The sequence below is a fragment of the Streptomyces sp. A2-16 genome, from assembly GCF_018128905.1.
GTDB lineage: Bacteria > Actinomycetota > Actinomycetes > Streptomycetales > Streptomycetaceae > Streptomyces.
In genome coordinates this window covers 6,263,117-6,279,552 of record NZ_CP063808.1, presented here as the reverse complement: position 1 = coordinate 6,279,552, position 16,436 = coordinate 6,263,117, and the positions used below count along the sequence as shown (strand labels likewise).

General features: G+C 71.6%; 16 protein-coding genes. 9 read left to right on the top strand and 7 right to left on the bottom strand.

The window, feature by feature from the left end:
• The first annotated feature begins 25 nt into the window (after positions 1-25).
• From IOD14_RS28145 to hypE, 6 genes are read left to right on the top strand one after another with little or no spacing between them, the layout of a single operon-like run.
• A complete protein-coding gene (locus IOD14_RS28145) occupies positions 26-427 on the top strand; it encodes a hydrogenase maturation nickel metallochaperone HypA (RefSeq protein WP_123987608.1) in 402 nt (133 codons plus the stop codon).
• A gap of 3 nt (positions 428-430) precedes the next feature.
• Positions 431-1,180: a hydrogenase nickel incorporation protein HypB gene (hypB, locus tag IOD14_RS28140; protein ID WP_123987607.1), complete on the top strand. Its 750-nt coding sequence runs from the start codon at positions 431-433 to the stop codon at positions 1,178-1,180.
• Entirely contained in the window at positions 1,177-3,552 is a 2,376-nt protein-coding gene (gene hypF, locus IOD14_RS28135) for a carbamoyltransferase HypF (protein ID WP_212671883.1), read from the top strand. The genes hypB and hypF overlap by 4 nt, the downstream gene beginning before the upstream one ends.
• A 32-nt stretch (positions 3,553-3,584) precedes the next feature.
• Positions 3,585-3,890: a HypC/HybG/HupF family hydrogenase formation chaperone gene (locus tag IOD14_RS28130; protein ID WP_123987605.1), complete on the top strand. Its 306-nt coding sequence runs from the start codon at positions 3,585-3,587 to the stop codon at positions 3,888-3,890.
• Positions 3,887-5,014, top strand: coding sequence for a hydrogenase formation protein HypD (hypD, locus tag IOD14_RS28125; RefSeq protein ID WP_212671882.1), 1,128 nt, complete (start codon positions 3,887-3,889; stop codon positions 5,012-5,014). Before IOD14_RS28130 ends, hypD begins: the two co-directional genes overlap by 4 nt.
• A complete protein-coding gene (gene hypE, locus IOD14_RS28120; protein ID WP_282959527.1) occupies positions 5,007-6,086 on the top strand; it encodes a hydrogenase expression/formation protein HypE in 1,080 nt (359 codons plus the stop codon). The genes hypD and hypE overlap by 8 nt, the downstream gene beginning before the upstream one ends.
• 87 nt (positions 6,087-6,173) lie before the next feature.
• Here the strand turns inward: hypE and IOD14_RS28115 are convergent, their stop codons facing one another.
• On the bottom strand, positions 6,174-6,557 hold the full coding sequence (locus IOD14_RS28115) for a hypothetical protein (RefSeq protein WP_212671881.1): 384 nt from the start codon (positions 6,555-6,557) through the stop codon (positions 6,174-6,176).
• 95 nt (positions 6,558-6,652) lie between these two features.
• Between IOD14_RS28115 and IOD14_RS28110 the strand changes: the two genes are divergently transcribed.
• Positions 6,653-6,967, top strand: a complete 315-nt coding sequence (locus IOD14_RS28110) for a hypothetical protein (RefSeq protein ID WP_212671880.1) — start codon at positions 6,653-6,655, stop codon at positions 6,965-6,967.
• A 73-nt stretch (positions 6,968-7,040) separates the two neighbouring features.
• Here IOD14_RS28110 and adh read toward each other — a convergent pair whose 3' ends face one another.
• From adh to xylB, 6 genes are all read right to left on the bottom strand, one after another.
• A complete protein-coding gene (gene adh, locus IOD14_RS28105) occupies positions 7,041-8,564 on the bottom strand; it encodes an aldehyde dehydrogenase (protein ID WP_212671879.1) in 1,524 nt (507 codons plus the stop codon).
• A gap of 56 nt (positions 8,565-8,620) precedes the next feature.
• Complete coding sequence (locus IOD14_RS28100) at positions 8,621-9,901, bottom strand: GAF domain-containing protein (protein ID WP_123987600.1); 1,281 nt, start codon at positions 9,899-9,901, stop codon at positions 8,621-8,623.
• Positions 9,902-9,998: 97 nt separating this feature from the next.
• On the bottom strand, positions 9,999-10,598 hold the full coding sequence (locus tag IOD14_RS28095; protein WP_123987599.1) for a peptidoglycan recognition family protein: 600 nt from the start codon (positions 10,596-10,598) through the stop codon (positions 9,999-10,001).
• A gap of 29 nt (positions 10,599-10,627) precedes the next feature.
• Complete coding sequence (locus tag IOD14_RS28090; protein WP_123987598.1) at positions 10,628-11,668, bottom strand: acetamidase/formamidase family protein; 1,041 nt, start codon at positions 11,666-11,668, stop codon at positions 10,628-10,630.
• Positions 11,669-11,824: 156 nt separating this feature from the next.
• Positions 11,825-13,033: an ROK family transcriptional regulator gene (locus IOD14_RS28085; RefSeq protein WP_212671878.1), complete on the bottom strand. Its 1,209-nt coding sequence runs from the start codon at positions 13,031-13,033 to the stop codon at positions 11,825-11,827.
• A gap of 7 nt (positions 13,034-13,040) precedes the next feature.
• Positions 13,041-14,486: a xylulokinase gene (xylB, locus tag IOD14_RS28080; RefSeq protein ID WP_123987596.1), complete on the bottom strand. Its 1,446-nt coding sequence runs from the start codon at positions 14,484-14,486 to the stop codon at positions 13,041-13,043.
• Positions 14,487-14,631: 145 nt separating this feature from the next.
• Between xylB and xylA the strand changes: the two genes are divergently transcribed.
• The gene (gene xylA / locus IOD14_RS28075) at positions 14,632-15,798 is read left to right on the top strand and encodes a xylose isomerase (RefSeq protein ID WP_212671877.1); all 1,167 of its coding nucleotides are present in this window, start codon (positions 14,632-14,634) and stop codon (positions 15,796-15,798) included.
• Between the two features lie 180 nt (positions 15,799-15,978).
• Positions 15,979-16,434 (top strand): hypothetical protein, encoded by a 456-nt coding sequence (locus tag IOD14_RS28070; RefSeq protein ID WP_249126090.1) that lies wholly within the window; start codon positions 15,979-15,981, stop codon positions 16,432-16,434.
• Positions 16,435-16,436 lie beyond the last annotated feature (2 nt).

Here is a 16,436-nt window from a genome sequence, read left to right as displayed (position 1 = left end):
TCGGGCTGCGGAAGGACTCGGACCCATGCACGAGATGTCCATCGCGCTGGCCGTCGTCGACCAGGTGGAAGAGGCCGCCGCACGGGCCAAGGACGTCACGGCGGTGCGATCGGTACGGCTCCAGGTGGGCGAACTCGCCGGCGTCGTACCCGACGCGCTCGCCTTCTCCTTCGAACTGGCCTGCGCCGGAACCCTGCTGGAAGGCGCCGAGCTGATCACCGAAGCGGTGCCCGGGCGGGCCCGCTGCACCCCCTGCGCCCACGAATGGGCCGTCGGCATGCCGCCCCGGCTGACCTGCCCCGCGTGCGGCGGTACGCGGACCGACCTGCTCACGGGCCGGGAACTGCAGATCGTCGACGTGCACTGGGAGGACGGCCTCGGCCCCGCGCACACGCCCACCCGCGAACCGATCTCCGAGGAGCGCTGAACCATGTGTCGTGTCGTCGACCTGCGGCAGGCCGTACTCGCGAAGAACGACGCGAGTGCCCACGAACTGCGCGCGCACCTCGCGGCTCGGGGCATCGCGGTCGTCAATCTGCTGTCCAGTCCGGGCAGCGGCAAGACCGCGCTGCTGGAACGCGAACTGCTGCGGGCACGGGAGCGCGCCGTTCCCGTCGCGGCGCTGAGCGCCGATCTGGCCACCGAGAACGACGCGGCCCGGCTGGCGCGTTCGGGGGTCCCCGTCAAGCAGGTGCTCACCGACGGACTGTGCCATCTGGAGGCGGGGATGCTCGCCGGGCACCTGGACGGGTGGCTGCCCGACGACACCCGGCTGCTGTTCGTGGAGAACGTCGGCAACCTGGTCTGCCCGGCCTCCTACGACCTGGGGGAGACCCTGAGGGTCACCCTCGCCTCCGTGACGGAGGGCGAGGACAAGCCGCTCAAGTACCCCACCGCCTTCGGCCTCGCCCACCTCGTGGTGGTCACCAAGACCGACATCGCGGAGGCCGTCGAGTTCGACGAGGCGGCGTTCCGCGCGAATGTGCAGCAGGTCAACCCCGGGGTCGAGGTGCTCATGACGTCGGCACGCCGGGGGCAGGGAGTCGGCGGGCTGCTCGACCGGGCGCTGGCCGCCCTGGACGGCACACCCGTCCACTCACCGGTCATGACCCGACAGCCCCCTCACCACACTCACCCGCACCCGGAGGCCACCGGCACCATGGCCCACACCCACTCGTGAGAGGTCCGCAGGCTCCGGCCGCCGTCGCCGAGAACACCCCGCGACGCCGCCGGGTCACCGTCCGGGGAGTGGTGCAGGGCGTGGGCTTCAGGCCCTACCTCTACGGCCTTGCCACCGAACTCGCCCTGGCCGGACACGTGACCAACACCCCGGAGGGCGTCGTCGCGGAGGTCGAGGGCAACGCCTCGGCCGTGGCCCGGTTCTGCGACCTGATCGCCGCCCAGGCACCGCCGCTGGCCCGCGTGGAGTCCGTCCACCACCGGGAGATGCCTCCCGTCGGCGGCACCGCGTTCACCATCCTCACCTCGCGCACCGGCGGACCGGCCCGCACCCTGGTCTCCCCCGACTCCGCCACCTGTGCCGACTGCCTCGCCGAGCTGGCCGCCCCGGCGGACCGGCGCCACCGGCACCCGTTCGTCAACTGCACCCACTGCGGCCCGCGCTTCACGATCGTCACCGGCGTGCCGTACGACCGGGCGAACACCACCATGGCCGGGTTCGCGATGTGCGCCGACTGCGCCCGGGAGTACGAGGATCCGGCCGACCGCCGGTTCCACGCGCAGCCGGTCGCCTGCCCGGCCTGCGGGCCCCGGCTGCGGCTGGTCCTCGCCCAGGAGGCGCGGATCGGGCGTGTCGAGAGGGCTGACCCGGTCACCGAGGCCCGCGCGCTGCTGACGCGGGGCGCGATCCTCGCCGTGAAAGGCCTGGGCGGCTACCACCTGGCCTGCGATGCCACGAACCAGGAGGCGGTCGCCCTCCTGCGGCGGCGGAAGGCGCGCGGGGACAAGCCGTTCGCCGTCATGACCAGGACCGCGGACGACGTCCGTCACCTCGTCCGGCTGAGCCCGGCGGAACGGAGCCTGCTCGAAGGCCGTGAAAGGCCGGTCGTCCTGCTGAGGCGGCGTCCGCACGCCGGCGGGGAACCGCGGCCCGCCGAGGCCGTGGCACCCGGCAGCCCCGACCTCGGCGTGATGCTGCCCTACACGCCCGTGCACCATCTGCTGCTCGGCCTGCCCGGCGACCCGGACGGCCCCCGGCTGCTCGTCATGACCAGCGGCAACCTGTCCGGCGAGCCCATCGTCACCGACGACAACGAGGCGCTGGAGCGACTCGCGCACCTGGCCGACGCCTGGCTCACCCACGACCGGCCGATCCACGTCCCGTGCGACGACTCCGTGGTCCGCGTCTGCGACGGGGAGCCACTGGTGATCCGCCGCTCGCGCGGGTACACCCCGCTGCCGGTCTCCCTCCCGCTGCCCGTGCGGCCCGCCCTCGCCGTCGGCGGAGACCTGAAGAACGCCTTCTGTCTCGGGGCGGGCCGGCAGGCATGGCTGTCGGCGCACATCGGCGACATGGACGACGTCGGCACACAGCAGGTCTTCGAGCGCGCGGTGGCACAGTTGGAGTCCATCACGGGAGTGCGGCCCGAGGCCCTGGTCTCCGACCGGCATCCCGGCTACCGCTCCGCCGGATGGGCGGCCCGGAACGCGGCGCACCGGCCCGTCGTACGCGTCCAGCACCATCACGCGCACATCGCCGCCGCCATGGCCGAGCACGGACTGGACGGCACCCGGCCGGTGATCGGCGTCGCCTTCGACGGCACCGGCCACGGCGACGACGGTGCCGTGTGGGGCGGGGAGTTCCTGCTCGCGGACTACGACCGCTTCACCCGGTTCGGACATCTCGCGTATGTTCCACTGCCCGGTGGTGACGCCGCGGTGCGTCGGCCGTACCGCATGGCGCTGGCCCATCTGAGGGCGGCCGGGATCGACTGGTCCGACGACCTCGCCTGTACGACCGCTTGCCCGCCCGACGAACTCCACGTCCTGGAAAGGCAGTTGGAGCGTGGCCTGAACTGTGTCCCCACGTCCAGCATGGGCCGGCTCTTCGACGCGGTGTCCTCTCTCGCCGGGGTGTGCCACCTGGCCGGGTACGAGGCACAGGCCGCCGTCGAACTGGAGGGGGCGGCTCTGCACGCACCCGCCGACGACACCACGGCGTACGCCTTCGCGCTGCACGCGTCGGAGAAGAACCGGGACGGCGCCATACGGGCCGATCCGGCACCCGTGCTCGCGACGATCGTCGGCGACCTGCGCGTGGGTGTCGAGCCAGCCCTGGTCGCCGCGCGCTTCCACCGGGGCGTGACCGGCCTGGTGCACCGGATGTGCGCGCGGGCGCGAGAGCGACACGGGCTGGACACGGTCGCCCTGACGGGAGGCGTGTTCGCCAACACGCTGCTCTCCTCGGCCTGTGCCGCAACCCTGCGCGAGGACGGCTTCACGGTCCTGCGGCACCACCTGGTGCCGCCCAACGACGGTGGTCTGGCGCTGGGCCAACTGATGGTGGCCGCCCGCACCACTCCCACCGACTGAGCAGACGCGCGACCCACAGCGAGGAGAGGCTCATGTGCCTGGCGGTACCCGGCAGAGTGCTGGACATCGAGGAACGGGACGGTACCCGGATGGCCACCGTCGACTTCGGCGGCGTGGTCAAGGAGGTGTGCCTGGAGTATCTGCCCGATCTCCAGGTCGGCGAGTACGCCATCGTCCACGTCGGGTTCGCCCTGCAGCGGCTGGACGAGGAGTCGGCGCGGCAGACGCTCGAACTCTTCGCCGAACTCGGCTTGTTGCAGGAGGAGTTCGGCGACGCCTGGGAGACGGCGGCGACGGAGGCGGGCGTCGCCCCGGTGGAAGAGGTGCGCAACCAGTGAAGTACATCGACGAGTTCCAGAACCCGGAGCTGGCACGCCGGCTCCTCGACGACATTCACGCCACGGTGACCAGGCCGTGGGCCCTGATGGAGGTGTGCGGAGGGCAGACGCACAGCATCATCCGCCACGGCATCGACCAACTCCTGCCGGACAAGGTCGAGTTGATCCACGGACCCGGCTGTCCGGTGTGTGTGACTCCGCTGGAGGTCATCGACAAGGCTCTGGAGATCGCCTCCCGACCGGAGGTGATCTTCTGCTCCTTCGGTGACATGCTCCGCGTGCCGGGCACCGGACGGGACCTGTTCCAGGTCCGCTCGGAGGGCGGTGACGTGCGCGTCGTCTACTCACCGCTCGACGCGCTGCGGATCGCCCAGCAGAACCCCGACCGCGAGGTGGTGTTCTTCGGCATCGGCTTCGAGACGACCGCACCCCCCAACGCCATGACGGTCCATCAGGCCCGGAAGCTGGGCATCCCGAACTTCAGCATGCTGGTGTCCCATGTCCGCGTCCCGCCCGCCATCGAGGCCATCATGTCCTCGCCGAGCTGCCGGGTGCAGGGTTTCCTCGCGGCCGGCCATGTCTGCAGCGTGATGGGCATGGGGGAGTACCCGGAACTGGCGGAGCGCTTCCGGGTGCCGATCGTCGTGACGGGCTTCGAACCACTGGACATCCTCGAAGGCGTGCGCCGTACCGTCCAGCAGCTGGAACGCGGTGAGCACACCGTCGACAACGCCTACGCCCGTGCCGTTCGCGCGGAGGGCAACCCGGCCGCCCGGGCCATGCTGGAGGACGTCTTCGAGGTCACCGACCGCGCCTGGCGCGGCATCGGGGTGATCCCGCAGAGCGGCTGGCGGCTGGCGCCGAAGTACCGCGACTACGACGCCGAGCACCGCTTCTCCGTCGAGGGCATCCGTACGCAGGAGCCGGCCGAGTGTCGCAGCGGAGAGGTCCTGCAGGGACTGCTCAAGCCGCACGAGTGCGAGGCCTTCGGCACTCTGTGCACGCCTCGTACACCGCTGGGGGCCACCATGGTCTCCAGCGAGGGAGCCTGCGCCGCGTACTACCTCTACCGACGGCTGGACATGCCCGCCACCAAGGCCCAGGAGGCGACCCCCGTTGTCTGACACCACCGATCTCCCCGTCCCCGCCCTGGACGTCGAGGCGTGGACCTGTCCGGCGCCGCTGCGGGACCGGCCGCGTGTCGTCATGGGCCACGGCGGCGGCGGAGTGCTCTCCGCCGAACTGGTCCAGCAGATCTTCGCGCCCGCCTTCGGGGGCGAGGTGCTCGCCCAGATGGGTGACGCCGCCATCCTCCCCCTGGGCGGCGCCCGGCTGGCGTTCTCCACCGACTCCTACGTGGTGCGGCCCCTGTTCTTCCCCGGCGGCAGCATCGGCGACCTGGCGGTCAACGGCACCGTCAACGACCTCGCCATGAGCGGCGCCCGCGCCGCCTACCTCTCCTGCGGATTCATCCTGGAGGAGGGCGTCGAGCTGGACGTGGTCACGCGCGTGTCCGAGGCGCTGGGCGCGGCCGCGCGCACCGCCGGTGTGGAGGTGGCCACCGGCGACACCAAGGTGGTGGAGGCCGGGCACGGCGACGGGATCTACATCAACACCGCGGGCATCGGCCTCGTCCCGGCGGGCGTCGACCTGCGCCCTCAGCGGGTCGTCCCCGGTGACGTCGTGATCGTCAGCGGCGCCATCGGCGTCCACGGGGTGGCGGTCATGAGCGTGCGCGAGGGGCTGGAATTCGGAGTGGAGATCAAGAGCGACTGCGCGGCGCTCGGCGGTCTGGTCGACGCCATGCTCGCCGTCACCTCCGATCTGCACGTCCTGCGCGATCCGACCCGGGGCGGCCTGGCGGCCTCGCTCAACGAGATCGCGCAGGCCTCCGGGACCGGGGTGGTCATCCAGGAACGCGATGTCCCGGTCCCGCCGGCCGTGGCCAACGCCTGCGCCATTCTCGGACTGGACCCCATGTACATCGCCAACGAGGGCAAGCTGGTGGCCTTCGTCCCGCGCGAGCACGCCGACGCCGTCCTCGGGGCGATGCGCGCCCATCCTCTGGGCGCGGACTCCGTGATCATCGGAGAGACCGTGGAGGAGCATCCCGGCATGGTCGTGGCACGGACCGGCCTGGGCGGGACGCGGGTGGTCGATCTGCCGATCGGGGAGCAACTTCCGCGGATCTGCTGACGGGGGCGTCGCTCGTACGTCGCCCGTACGTCGCCCGTACGTCGCTCGCCCAGGAGCATGCCAGGCCGTCCAGGCGCGATCGGACCGTCAACCCCGTCGGCGCCCGGACGGCGGGTCCTGTGGATCCACGCCGGTCGTCGCGGAAGCGTCCTTGGTACCGCTGGGGCGCTGGGAGCGGCCCTTGGGTCCGGTGTCGCGTCTGCCCTTCTCGTCCGCGTCGCCGTACTTCTCGCCGCTCGCACGACTGCTCTTGGCCATGTCGCCCGGGACGGGCTTCGTCTCCTCCGGGGACTTCGACCGGCCTCGACCACTTTCACCGGCCCGCTCAGCCTGGAAGGACCGGCGGGCGCTCGGGTTGTCCTGCTGGTGCGTCTCGTCCACGTCGGGCGACCAGCCGTGCTGTCCGGTGCCCTGGTGACGGCTGGGACCCTTGCCGTGCGGTGGCTCGGACGAACGTGGTTTCTTCGACATGGCCGGATCCGCCTTTTCACGGTCGGTAGGGGACACCGGTGGGGGCGTTCCCGAGTTAAGTCGATTATCCCACTTTGTAATATTCTGGGCATTTCATGGCCGATTCCGGCGCTGCCGCGGAAGTCGGGCTGCCGAACCGCGGCAGACGCCCTCAACGGGACGTAGTCCGGTTCGGCGTCGCGCAGGGCACGCAGCGGGCCGCGCGCGAGGCCGGCCGGCAGGTCGAGGACGGCTGCCAGGTTGGCGTGCTCGGCGCCGACGGAGATGCCGAACCCGGCAGCGAGCTGGGCGAGAGTGCCGAGTCGACGCAGGCGCATCAGGCCGACCAGGGCAAGCTGGTGCGGCAGGAGTTTGCAGCGGGGCTCACGGCAGAATGCGGAACCAACGCGGCCCCCGTGCACATGGGTTGAGGCTTCGAGCACCTCCCCCAACGGCACGGGAGCCTCGTGCGTCGCGCACACCACCGGTGTCACACTTCAGGCTTTAGAAGAACCCAAGTTTCTTCGGGCTGTAAGAAACAAGAAGGTTCTTCGTCTGCTGGTAGTGCTCCAGCATCATCTTGTGGTTCTCGCGCCCGATCCCCGACTGCTTGTACCCGCCGAACGCGGCATGCGCCGGGTACGCGTGGTAGCAGTTCGTCCAGACTCGGCCCGCCTGGATCGCGCGGCCCGCCCGGTACGCCGTGTTCATGTCGCGGGTCCACACGCCCGCCCCGAGGCCGTACAGCGTGTCGTTGGCGATCTTCAGGGCGTCGTCGAAGTCGTCGAAGGGCGTCACCGAGACGACGGGGCCGAAGATCTCCTCCTGGAAGATCCGCATACGGTTGTCGCCCTCGAAGATCGTCGGCTGGACGTAGTAGCCGCCCTTCAACTCGCCGTCGTGCTCGATGCGTTCGCCACCGGTGAGGACCTTCGCCCCCTCCTGTCGGCCGACGTCCAGGTAGGAGAGGATCTTCTCCAGTTGGTCGTTGGAGGCCTGGGCCCCGATCATCGTGTCGGTGTCGAGGGGGTGGCCCGTCCTGATGAGTTCGGTGCGGGCGACGGCCGCCTCCATGAACTCGGCGTAGTTGCCGCGCTGGATCAGCGCACGGGAGGGACAGGTGCAGACCTCGCCCTGGTTGAGGGCGAACATCGTGAACCCTTCGAGGGCCTTGTCACGGAAGTCGTCGTCCCGCGCCCAGACGTCGTCGAAGAAGATGTTCGGCGACTTGCCGCCGAGTTCGAGGGTGACCGGCTTGATGTTCTCCGAGGCGTACTGCATGATCAGCCGCCCCGTGGTGGTCTCGCCGGTGAACGCCACCTTCGCCACCCGCGGACTCGACGCGAGCGGCTTGCCCGCCTCCACCCCGAAACCGTTGACGATGTTCACCACGCCCGGCGGCAGCAGGTCCGCGATCAGGCTCATCCAGTAGTGGATGGAGGCCGGGGTCTGCTCGGCGGGCTTGATGACGACCGCGTTGCCCGCCGCGAGCGCCGGGGCCAGCTTCCACACCGCCATCAGGATCGGGAAGTTCCACGGGATGATCTGCGCGACGACCCCGAGCGGCTCGTGGAAGTGGTACGCCACCGTGTCGTCGTCGATCTCGCCGAGCGAACCCTCCTGCGCGCGAACCGCCCCCGCGAAGTACCGGAAGTGGTCGATGGCGAGCGGGATGTCGGCCGCCAGCGTCTCGCGCACCGGCTTGCCGTTCTCCCAGCTCTCCGCGACCGCGAGCTGCTCCAGGTTCGCCTCCATGCGATCGGCGATCTTGAGGAGGATGTCGGAGCGTTCGGTCACCGAGGTCCGGCCCCAGCCGGGCGCGGCGGCGTGCGCGGCGTCCAGCGCCCGCTCCACGTCCTCCGCGGTGCCCCGCGCGACCTCGGTGAACGGCTGCCCGTTCACCGGCGACGGGTTCTCGAAGTACTGCCCGCGGGCCGGCGGCACGTACTCGCCACCGATGAAGTGGTCGTAGCGCGCCTGGTAGGAGACGATCGCGCCCTCGGTGCCGGGTGCCGCGTAACGGGTCATGCTGGCCAGCCTCCTTCAGCAGCGCCGCCCGCCGTTGGGCGGCTCTGCGCGTGAGGCTAGGAGCGCGGACGTTGCAACCACGTTGCCGTCGGCGCGGCCAGTTCCGACTCCAGCGCGGCGAGCCGGGCCCTGACACTCGCCGTCGGCCGCACGGCCGCGAGCGCCCGCCACACCTCCACGTCGTCCTCGCCCCACGGCGCGTGCGCCCAGTGCGCCAGCAGATCGGGATCCCGGCGGGCGACCAACGCCGACCGCAGCCCGTCCGCGATCCGGTGTCTGAGCCGGGCCACCGCCGGAGCCTGCGAGGCCGGCAGCAACGGCCCGGCGTACCCCGTCGCCGCCGCCGCGACCGCCCCGCTCTCCAGCCGCCGCTCGACGATCGCCACGTCCGACTCGACCGGCACGGTCAGCCGGTACGGCCGTGACGCCAGCAGCCCCGGCCAAAGAACCCTGCGCAGCCGCGCCAGTTCGGCCCGCAGCGTCACCGGCGTCACCGACTCGTCCTCGTACAGCGCGCACGACAGCTCGTCCCCGGTCAGACCCTCCGGGTGCCGGGACAGCAGCACCAGGATCTCGCTGTGCCTGCGGCTGAGCCTGACCCTGCGGCCGCCGCCGACCAGCAGTGCCTCGTCCCGGCCCAGTGCGCTCAGCTCGGGCCGGTCGGTGGCCTGCTGCTGCGGCAGGAGCAGCGCCAGCTGTGACTCGGCGGCCCGCGCGACAGCCTGGACGAATCCCAGGCTGTGCGGATGCGCGAGCCCGTCCCCACCGGTGATGTCCACGGCCCCCAGCACCCGCCCGGTCCGCGGATCGTGCACCGGCGCCGCCGCGCAGGTCCACGGCTGCACCCGGCGGATGAAGTGCTCCGCCGCGAACACCTGCACCGGCCGGTCCACCGCGACCGCGGTGCCCGGCGCGTTCGTCCCGACGGCGGTCTCAGCCCACCGCGCACCCGGCACGAAGTTCATCCACTCCGCCTGCCGCCGGGTGCTCGCGTGCCCCTCGACCCACAGCAGCCTGCCGTGCTCGTCGCACACCGCGAGCAGATGCTCCCCGTCCGAGGCGAAGGTCCCCATCAGCTCACGGAACAACGGCATGACCCGCGCCAACGGGTGCTCGGCCCGGTACGAACCGAGGTCCCCGTCGCTGAGTTCGACGTCCGCCGTCCCGTCGGGCCCGACTCCGGCCCGCGCGGAACGCCGCCACGAGTCGGCCACCACGGGCCGGACCGGCCGCTGCACCGTGCCCGCCTCGGTGAACGTCGCGTGCGCGCGCCGCAGCAGCCGGACACGCTCGGCAGGGTCGGCCCCCGGCTCCAGGGCCACCCATGGATCGGTCAACTCGGCCTCCCGGAGCACGATGCGACTGGGGACATCGTCACTCCCGGTACGCGCGCAAACAACCTCTTCGACCGGCCTCACCCGAACGGTGCACGGCTCACACGGCCGCGACCATGCTCACGTAGCGGTCCCAGTCCCAGTACGGACCCGGGTCGGTGTGGTCCGTGCCCGGCACCTCGTAGTGCCCGATGATGTGCGCGCGGTCCCTCGGGATGCCGTATCTCTCGCAGATGCCCGCGGTGAGCTTCGCGGACTCCTGGTACAGGGCCTCGGTGAACCAGACAGGCTTGTCCACCCACCCCTCGTGCTCGATGCCGACGCTTCGGGTGTTGTAGTCCCAGTTCCCGGCATGCCAGGCGACGTCCGCCTCCCGCACGCACTGCGCGATGTGACCGTCGGCCGAGCGGACGACGTAGTGGGCGGACACCTGCTTCGCCGGGTTGCGGAAGATGTCCAGGGCGTCGGTGTAGGAGGTCTGCGTGACGTGGATGACCACCCGGTCGATGCGGTAGGACGCGGGGCGGTTCGAGTCGGTGTAGTTGTCGGTGGTCGCCGGCTGCCACTCGGCGAACGGGTGGTCCACGGGCTGGGGAGCCGCCCCGGCCCGCACCTCGGGAAGCAGCGCGTACGGGACGGCGGCCAGGACGGCCCCCTTCAGCAGTAGCCGCCTGCCGAGCAGAGGTCTCGCGCGTTCCATGGAGCAAGTGCCTTTCGTCTGGGCGGGGTTCAGCCGCGAAGGACCACCGCCGTCTCACGGAGCCGCTCGTGCACTCCGCGGTGAGTCTCGCGCGCCGGCAGCCATTCCTTGCGGATCTTCGCCACGCAGGTGTAGTTGGTGTCGCACACGTTGGCCAACGGCGACTCGACGGCCTGGGTCGCGAACTGGTACGCGTCCAGCTCGCTGAAGCCGTAGTCGCGCACCAGCCACTGCACGAGGTCGAGCTGGGATATCCGGAAGGCGTCCTCCAGCGGGCGCGCCGAACCGGTCGAGATGATGTGGGTGTCCGACTCGATGCGCGGCCAGGGCGTGGCGAGCCCTTTGAGCAGTTCGACGATCACGACGGTGTTCATCGCGCACTCGACGGCCACCCCGCAGGTCTCTCCCTCGCCCTGGCGGGCGTGTCCGTCGCCGAGGCTGAGGAGGGCGCCCTCGACGTTGACCCCGAGGTAGCAGGTGACACCCGCCCGCATCTCCGGGGTGTCCATGTTCCCGCCGTGGGCGTCCGGCACCAGCGCCGAGCGCACCTCCAGGTTGGCGGGGGCCACTCCGACGGTGCCGTGCATGGGGTCCATGGGCAGCTCGATCTCGATGTCGCTGTCGCGCGCCCGGAACAGCGCCGTGCGCCGGGCGCGGTCCAGCTGCCAGATCCACACGGTCTCCGGCAGCGGGGGCTGGAGCGTGGCGGTGGTGTGTGTGGAGGTGAGCGCGCCGAACAGGGGGACGGTGGTGGAGGCGGCCCAGTCCCGGGCCGGTTCGATGGACACGAAGTGCACGGCGACGGTGTCGCCCGGCTCCGCGCCCTCGATGTGGAAGGGGCCGGTCTGCGGGTTGAGGAAGGGAAACTCGCAGACCTCGGACACGAGGTCCTTCTCGGACCGCACCCGTCCCGCGAAGCAGTCCTCCGTGTACAGGTCGAGGACCGTGCCGGGCGCGATCCGTGCCACGGGCGGCGCACCACCGAACGTCCAGGCGTACTCGCCGGGTTCGGGCCGTACGGTCAGGATCCGGGGGTCGCTCGTCGCCGACCCCTCGTACGACACCGACATGCCATCCTCCGATCACCGTCGTCCGAGGCCGCTGCGGGCCTCGCGTGAATCAAGGTACGACGGCTGCCGGGAGGGCAGAAGAGCGCTTGGTGTTTCGGTGGACAAGCTTGGGACTGTGGATAACTCGACCACTCGACGGGGTGAGTTGACGGAACCTCAGGCCCGCTCGCCCACCATCACGGGGTCGTCCAGCACGGCCCGCACCACCGAGTGGGCGGCCCCCAGCAGCGGCCCCTCCGAACCCAGCCGCGACACGGACACCGGGCAGGCCGGGCCGGCCGTGCGCCGGGCCAGCTCGTCCCGCAGCGACGGCAGCAGCCAGGGCGCGAGTCCGGCCAGCGCGCCGCCGAGCACCACGGCCTCGGGGTCCAGCAGATTGACCGCGCCGGTCAGCGCGATGCCGAGCGCCTCCCCGGCTTCGCGCAGGGCGCCTCGTACGGCCTCGTCGCCGTCCGCCGCGTGCTGCGCGAGCAGCCCGACCCGGTCCTCGCCCGGCTCCAGACCTGCAGCTCGCAGCACCGCCTCCTCGCCGGCGTACTGCTCCAGACAGCCGCGTCCGCCGCAGGCACACCGGGGGCCGTCGGGGCGGACCGGCACATGGCCGAGTTCGCCGGCGAAACCGCGGGTGCCGCGCAGGAGCCGGCCGTCCACGACGAGTGCGGCGCCGATGCCGATCTCCGCGGAGACGTGCAGGAAGTCATGGGGGGTGTCGTCACCGAGCCAGAGTTCGGCCAGGGCGCCGAAGTTGGCCTCGTTGCCGACGGTCAGCGGGTAGTCCTCGGGCAGCAGGGCGCCCAGATCCGTGTCGTGCCAGTCGAGGTTCGGGGCGCGGACGACGGTCCGTGCGTCCCGTGCGACCAGCCCGGGCACCGCCACCGCCAGCCCCGCGGGCCACAGGCCCTCGTCCTCCGCCTCCCCCGCCACCCGGTGTACCAGGGAGGTGAGTTCCGCGATCACCGGCTCGGGGGAGCGGCCCCTGTTCGCGCTGTACCGCACCGCCCGTGCGCGCACCTGTCCGCGCAGGTCGACCGCGCAGACCGCGAGGTGGTCCACGCCTACCTCGGCGCCTATCCCGGCGGGCCCCCGCCCGCTGACGGCGAGGGCGGAGCCCGGTCTGCCGACCCGGCCGGGGCGCTCGGGGCCCAGCTCCTCCAGGAGCCCCGAGCGTATGAGTTCGTCGACGAGGGTCGACACCGCGGCCCGGGTCAGGCCGATGCGCGAGGCGACCGCGGCGCGCGAGAGCGGTCCCTCGGCGCTCACGGTGTGCATCACGCGGGCGAGGTTGCGGCGGCGCATGCCCTGCTGGGTGTCCGGGAGGCGGCGTCCGGGTCCCGCCGGGTGGGCGTCGTGCAGCGGTGCGGTCATGCCTCCCTCACTTCTCAGAGGTCCCCCGCTCCAGCAGCGGCGCCGCGTCGGAGAGTACCCCGGCGATCCTGGCCAGCGTCTCGTCGTCCCGCTCCACGGCCTCCAGCACGGGGCCCGCGGCGGTATTCCAGCGCCGGGCGACCGCGCCCGGGTCCTCCCCGGTCAGCAGGCCGGCGGCCTGCGCGGCGGCGCCGAGGGCGACCAGTTCCTTGGCCTCGGGCACCTGCACCGGACGTCCCGAGAGCCGTCGTACGGTCTGCTGCCAGGCGGTGCCCTGGGCGCCGCCGCCGATCAGCAGCAGCGGCGTCGAGCGGTCCGCGTCCTCGTCGAGCACCAGGTCCAGTGCCCCCAGCAGCGCCTGCACGGCACCGTCGTAGGCGGCCTGGAGGAGCTGGCCGCCGGTGGTGTCGTGACGCAGGCCGTGCAGCAGCCCGGAGGCGTTCGGCAGGTTCGGGGTGCGCTCGCCGTCCAGGTAGGGCAGCAGGGTGACCCCCGAGACCGGCTCCACGGCCTCGCGGTCCAGGTTCAGCAGGGCGGCGACGCGGTCCACGGCGAGCGTGCAGTTCAGGGTGCAGGCCAGCGGCAGCCAGTCGCCGTGGGCGTCGGCGAAACCCGCCACGGTGCCGGTCGGGTCGGCGGGCCGCCGCTTGGACACCGCGTAGACCGTGCCCGAGGTGCCCAGGCTCATCACCGGAGTCCCGGGGCGCAGCCCGAGACCCAGCGCGGCGGCCGCGTTGTCACCGGTGCCGGGGGCCACCAGGGTGCCCTTGGAGAACGGCAGGTCATGGCCGTCGCGGACGGTGCCGGCGACCTCGCCGGGCCGGACCACGCGGGGGAGCAGGGCCGGGTCGAGGCCCACGTGCGCGAGGATCTCGCTGTCGTACGACTCCGTCGCGGACGCCCACCAGCCGGTGCCGGAGGCGTCGCCGCGGTCGGTGGTGCCCTCACCGGTGAGGCGCTCCGTGAGGTAGTCGTGGGGCAGTCGCACGGCCTTGGTGGCGCGCAGCGCCTCCGGCTCGTGCTCGGCGAGCCAGGCCCACTTCGTCACGGTGAAGGAGGCGCCCGGCACGCTTCCGGTGCGCTCGGCCCAGGCCTTCGGGCCGCCCAGCTCCTCGATCAGACGCAGGGCCTGCGGCGCCGAGCGGACGTCGTTCCAGAGCATGGCCGGGCGTACCGGCTCGCCCTGCGCGTCCAGGGTGACCAGGCCGTGCTGCTGGCCGCCGATCGACACCGCGGCGGCCTCGCGCGCGGCGTCCCCGCACTGGCGCAGGGCCTCGGACAGCGCGTCCCACCACTGTCGCGGGTCGCTCTCGCGGCCGGCCCCGGAGGACACGGTGTGCGGTGCCTGGCCGCGCGCGACGACCTGACCGGTGGCCGCGTCGACCACCAGTGCCTTGGTGGACTGGGTGGACGTGTCCACGCCGACGACGAGCGGACCCTCGGCTGCTGACATCGGGCTCTCCCTTTTTGCGCGGCTCATGATCTTGATGCGGCTGATGTCTTCCCTGAAGACACCTTGTCTCTTCCCGGAGACATGTGTGCATACTAATTTGTAAAGCGCCATGACGAAATAGTCCGGAGCAGCAAGGAGCCGCGTCATGAACTACCAGCCCACCCCCGAGGACAGGTTCACGTTCGGCCTGTGGACCGTCGGCTGGCAGGGAAGGGACCCGTTCGGCGACGCCACCCGCCGGGCCCTCGACCCGGTCGAGACGGTGCGGCGCCTGGCCGAGCTCGGCGCCCACGGCGTGACCTTCCACGACGACGATCTGATCCCCTTCGGGTCCTCGGACAGCGAGCGCGAGGGTCACATCAAGCGTTTCCGTGAGGCGCTGGACGCGACCGGCATGAAGGTGCCGATGGCGACCACCAACCTCTTCACGCACCCCGTCTTCAAGGACGGCGCGTTCACCGCCAACGACCGCGACGTGCGTCGTTACGCGCTGCGCAAGACCATTCGCAACATCGACCTGGCGGTCGAGCTCGGCGCCGAGACCTACGTCGCCTGGGGCGGCCGCGAGGGCGCCGAGTCCGGCGGTGCCAAGGACGTGCGCAACGCCCTGGACCGCATGAAGGAGGCCTTCGACCTCCTCGGCGAGTACGTCACCGAGCAGGGCTACGACCTGAAGTTCGCCATCGAGCCCAAGCCGAACGAGCCGCGCGGCGACATTCTGCTGCCCACCGTCGGCCACGCGCTCGCGTTCATCGAGCGTCTGGAGCGCCCCGAGCTGTACGGCGTGAACCCCGAGGTCGGCCACGAGCAGATGGCGGGGCTGAACTTCCCGCACGGCATCGCGCAGGCCCTGTGGGCGGGCAAGCTCTTCCACATCGACCTCAACGGCCAGTCCGGCATCAAGTACGACCAGGACCTCCGCTTCGGCGCCGGTGACCTGCGCGCCGCCTTCTGGCTCGTCGACCTCCTGGAGAGCGCCGGTTACGCCGGTCCGAAGCACTTCGACTTCAAGCCGCCCCGGACCGAGGACCTCGACGGCGTGTGGGCGTCTGCCGCGGGCTGCATGCGCAACTACCTCATCCTCAAGGAGCGTGCGGCCGCGTTCCGCGCCGACCCCGAGGTCCAGGAGGCGCTCCGTGCCTCGCGTCTGGACGAGCTGGCGCAGCAGACGGCTGCGGACGGCCTGAAGTCGCTGCTCGCGGACCGCGGCGCCTTCGAGGACTTCGACGTGGAGGCGGCCGCCGCACGCGGCATGGCCTTCGAGCAGCTCGACCAGCTCGCCATGGACCACCTTCTGGGTGCGCGCGGCTGAGTGAGACCCACGCGCGCGTGCCGCCGGTCGTGAGTGGCCTCCGCCGACGGCACGCGCGCATGCGCATCGATCGCGACGCCTGTGCGGAATGTTCCGGAATCGTGCGATCCACGGCATGAGGTCGTATCAACTGCCGCGCGGGGGTCGCCCGATGACCGGTTCGAGGCGACTCTGGACGGTATGGCCATGCCGCCGGTACCGCCCAAGCCGCCCGGACCGCCGGGTGACACCCCGCCTCCGGGCGGTGGTTTCGGACCGCCTCCCGACGATTTCGGGCGCAACGGCCCGAACCCTTACGGCGGTCTGCCGTCGACCCAGCCGATGGGCCCGGTCGGGAACCCCGGCCCGGGCAGTCCGAGAAGGCGCCGGAGCCCCCTGTTCGCCCTGCTCGCCGTGATCGCGGCCGCCGTCGCCGTCGCCCTCGTCGTGGTCTTCATGGCGTCGGGGAGCGACGACTCGCCGGACAAGAACCCGGCGCCCGCGACCAGCACGAGCGGTTCTCCGAAACCCTCGTTCAGCCTGCCCACACAACTGCCCAGTGAGCTGCCCAGCGAGCTCCCGTCGCAGTTCCCGAGCGATCTCCCCAGCGAGTTCCCGAGCGACCTGGAATCGCTGCTGCCGTCCCTGATCGGGTGAGT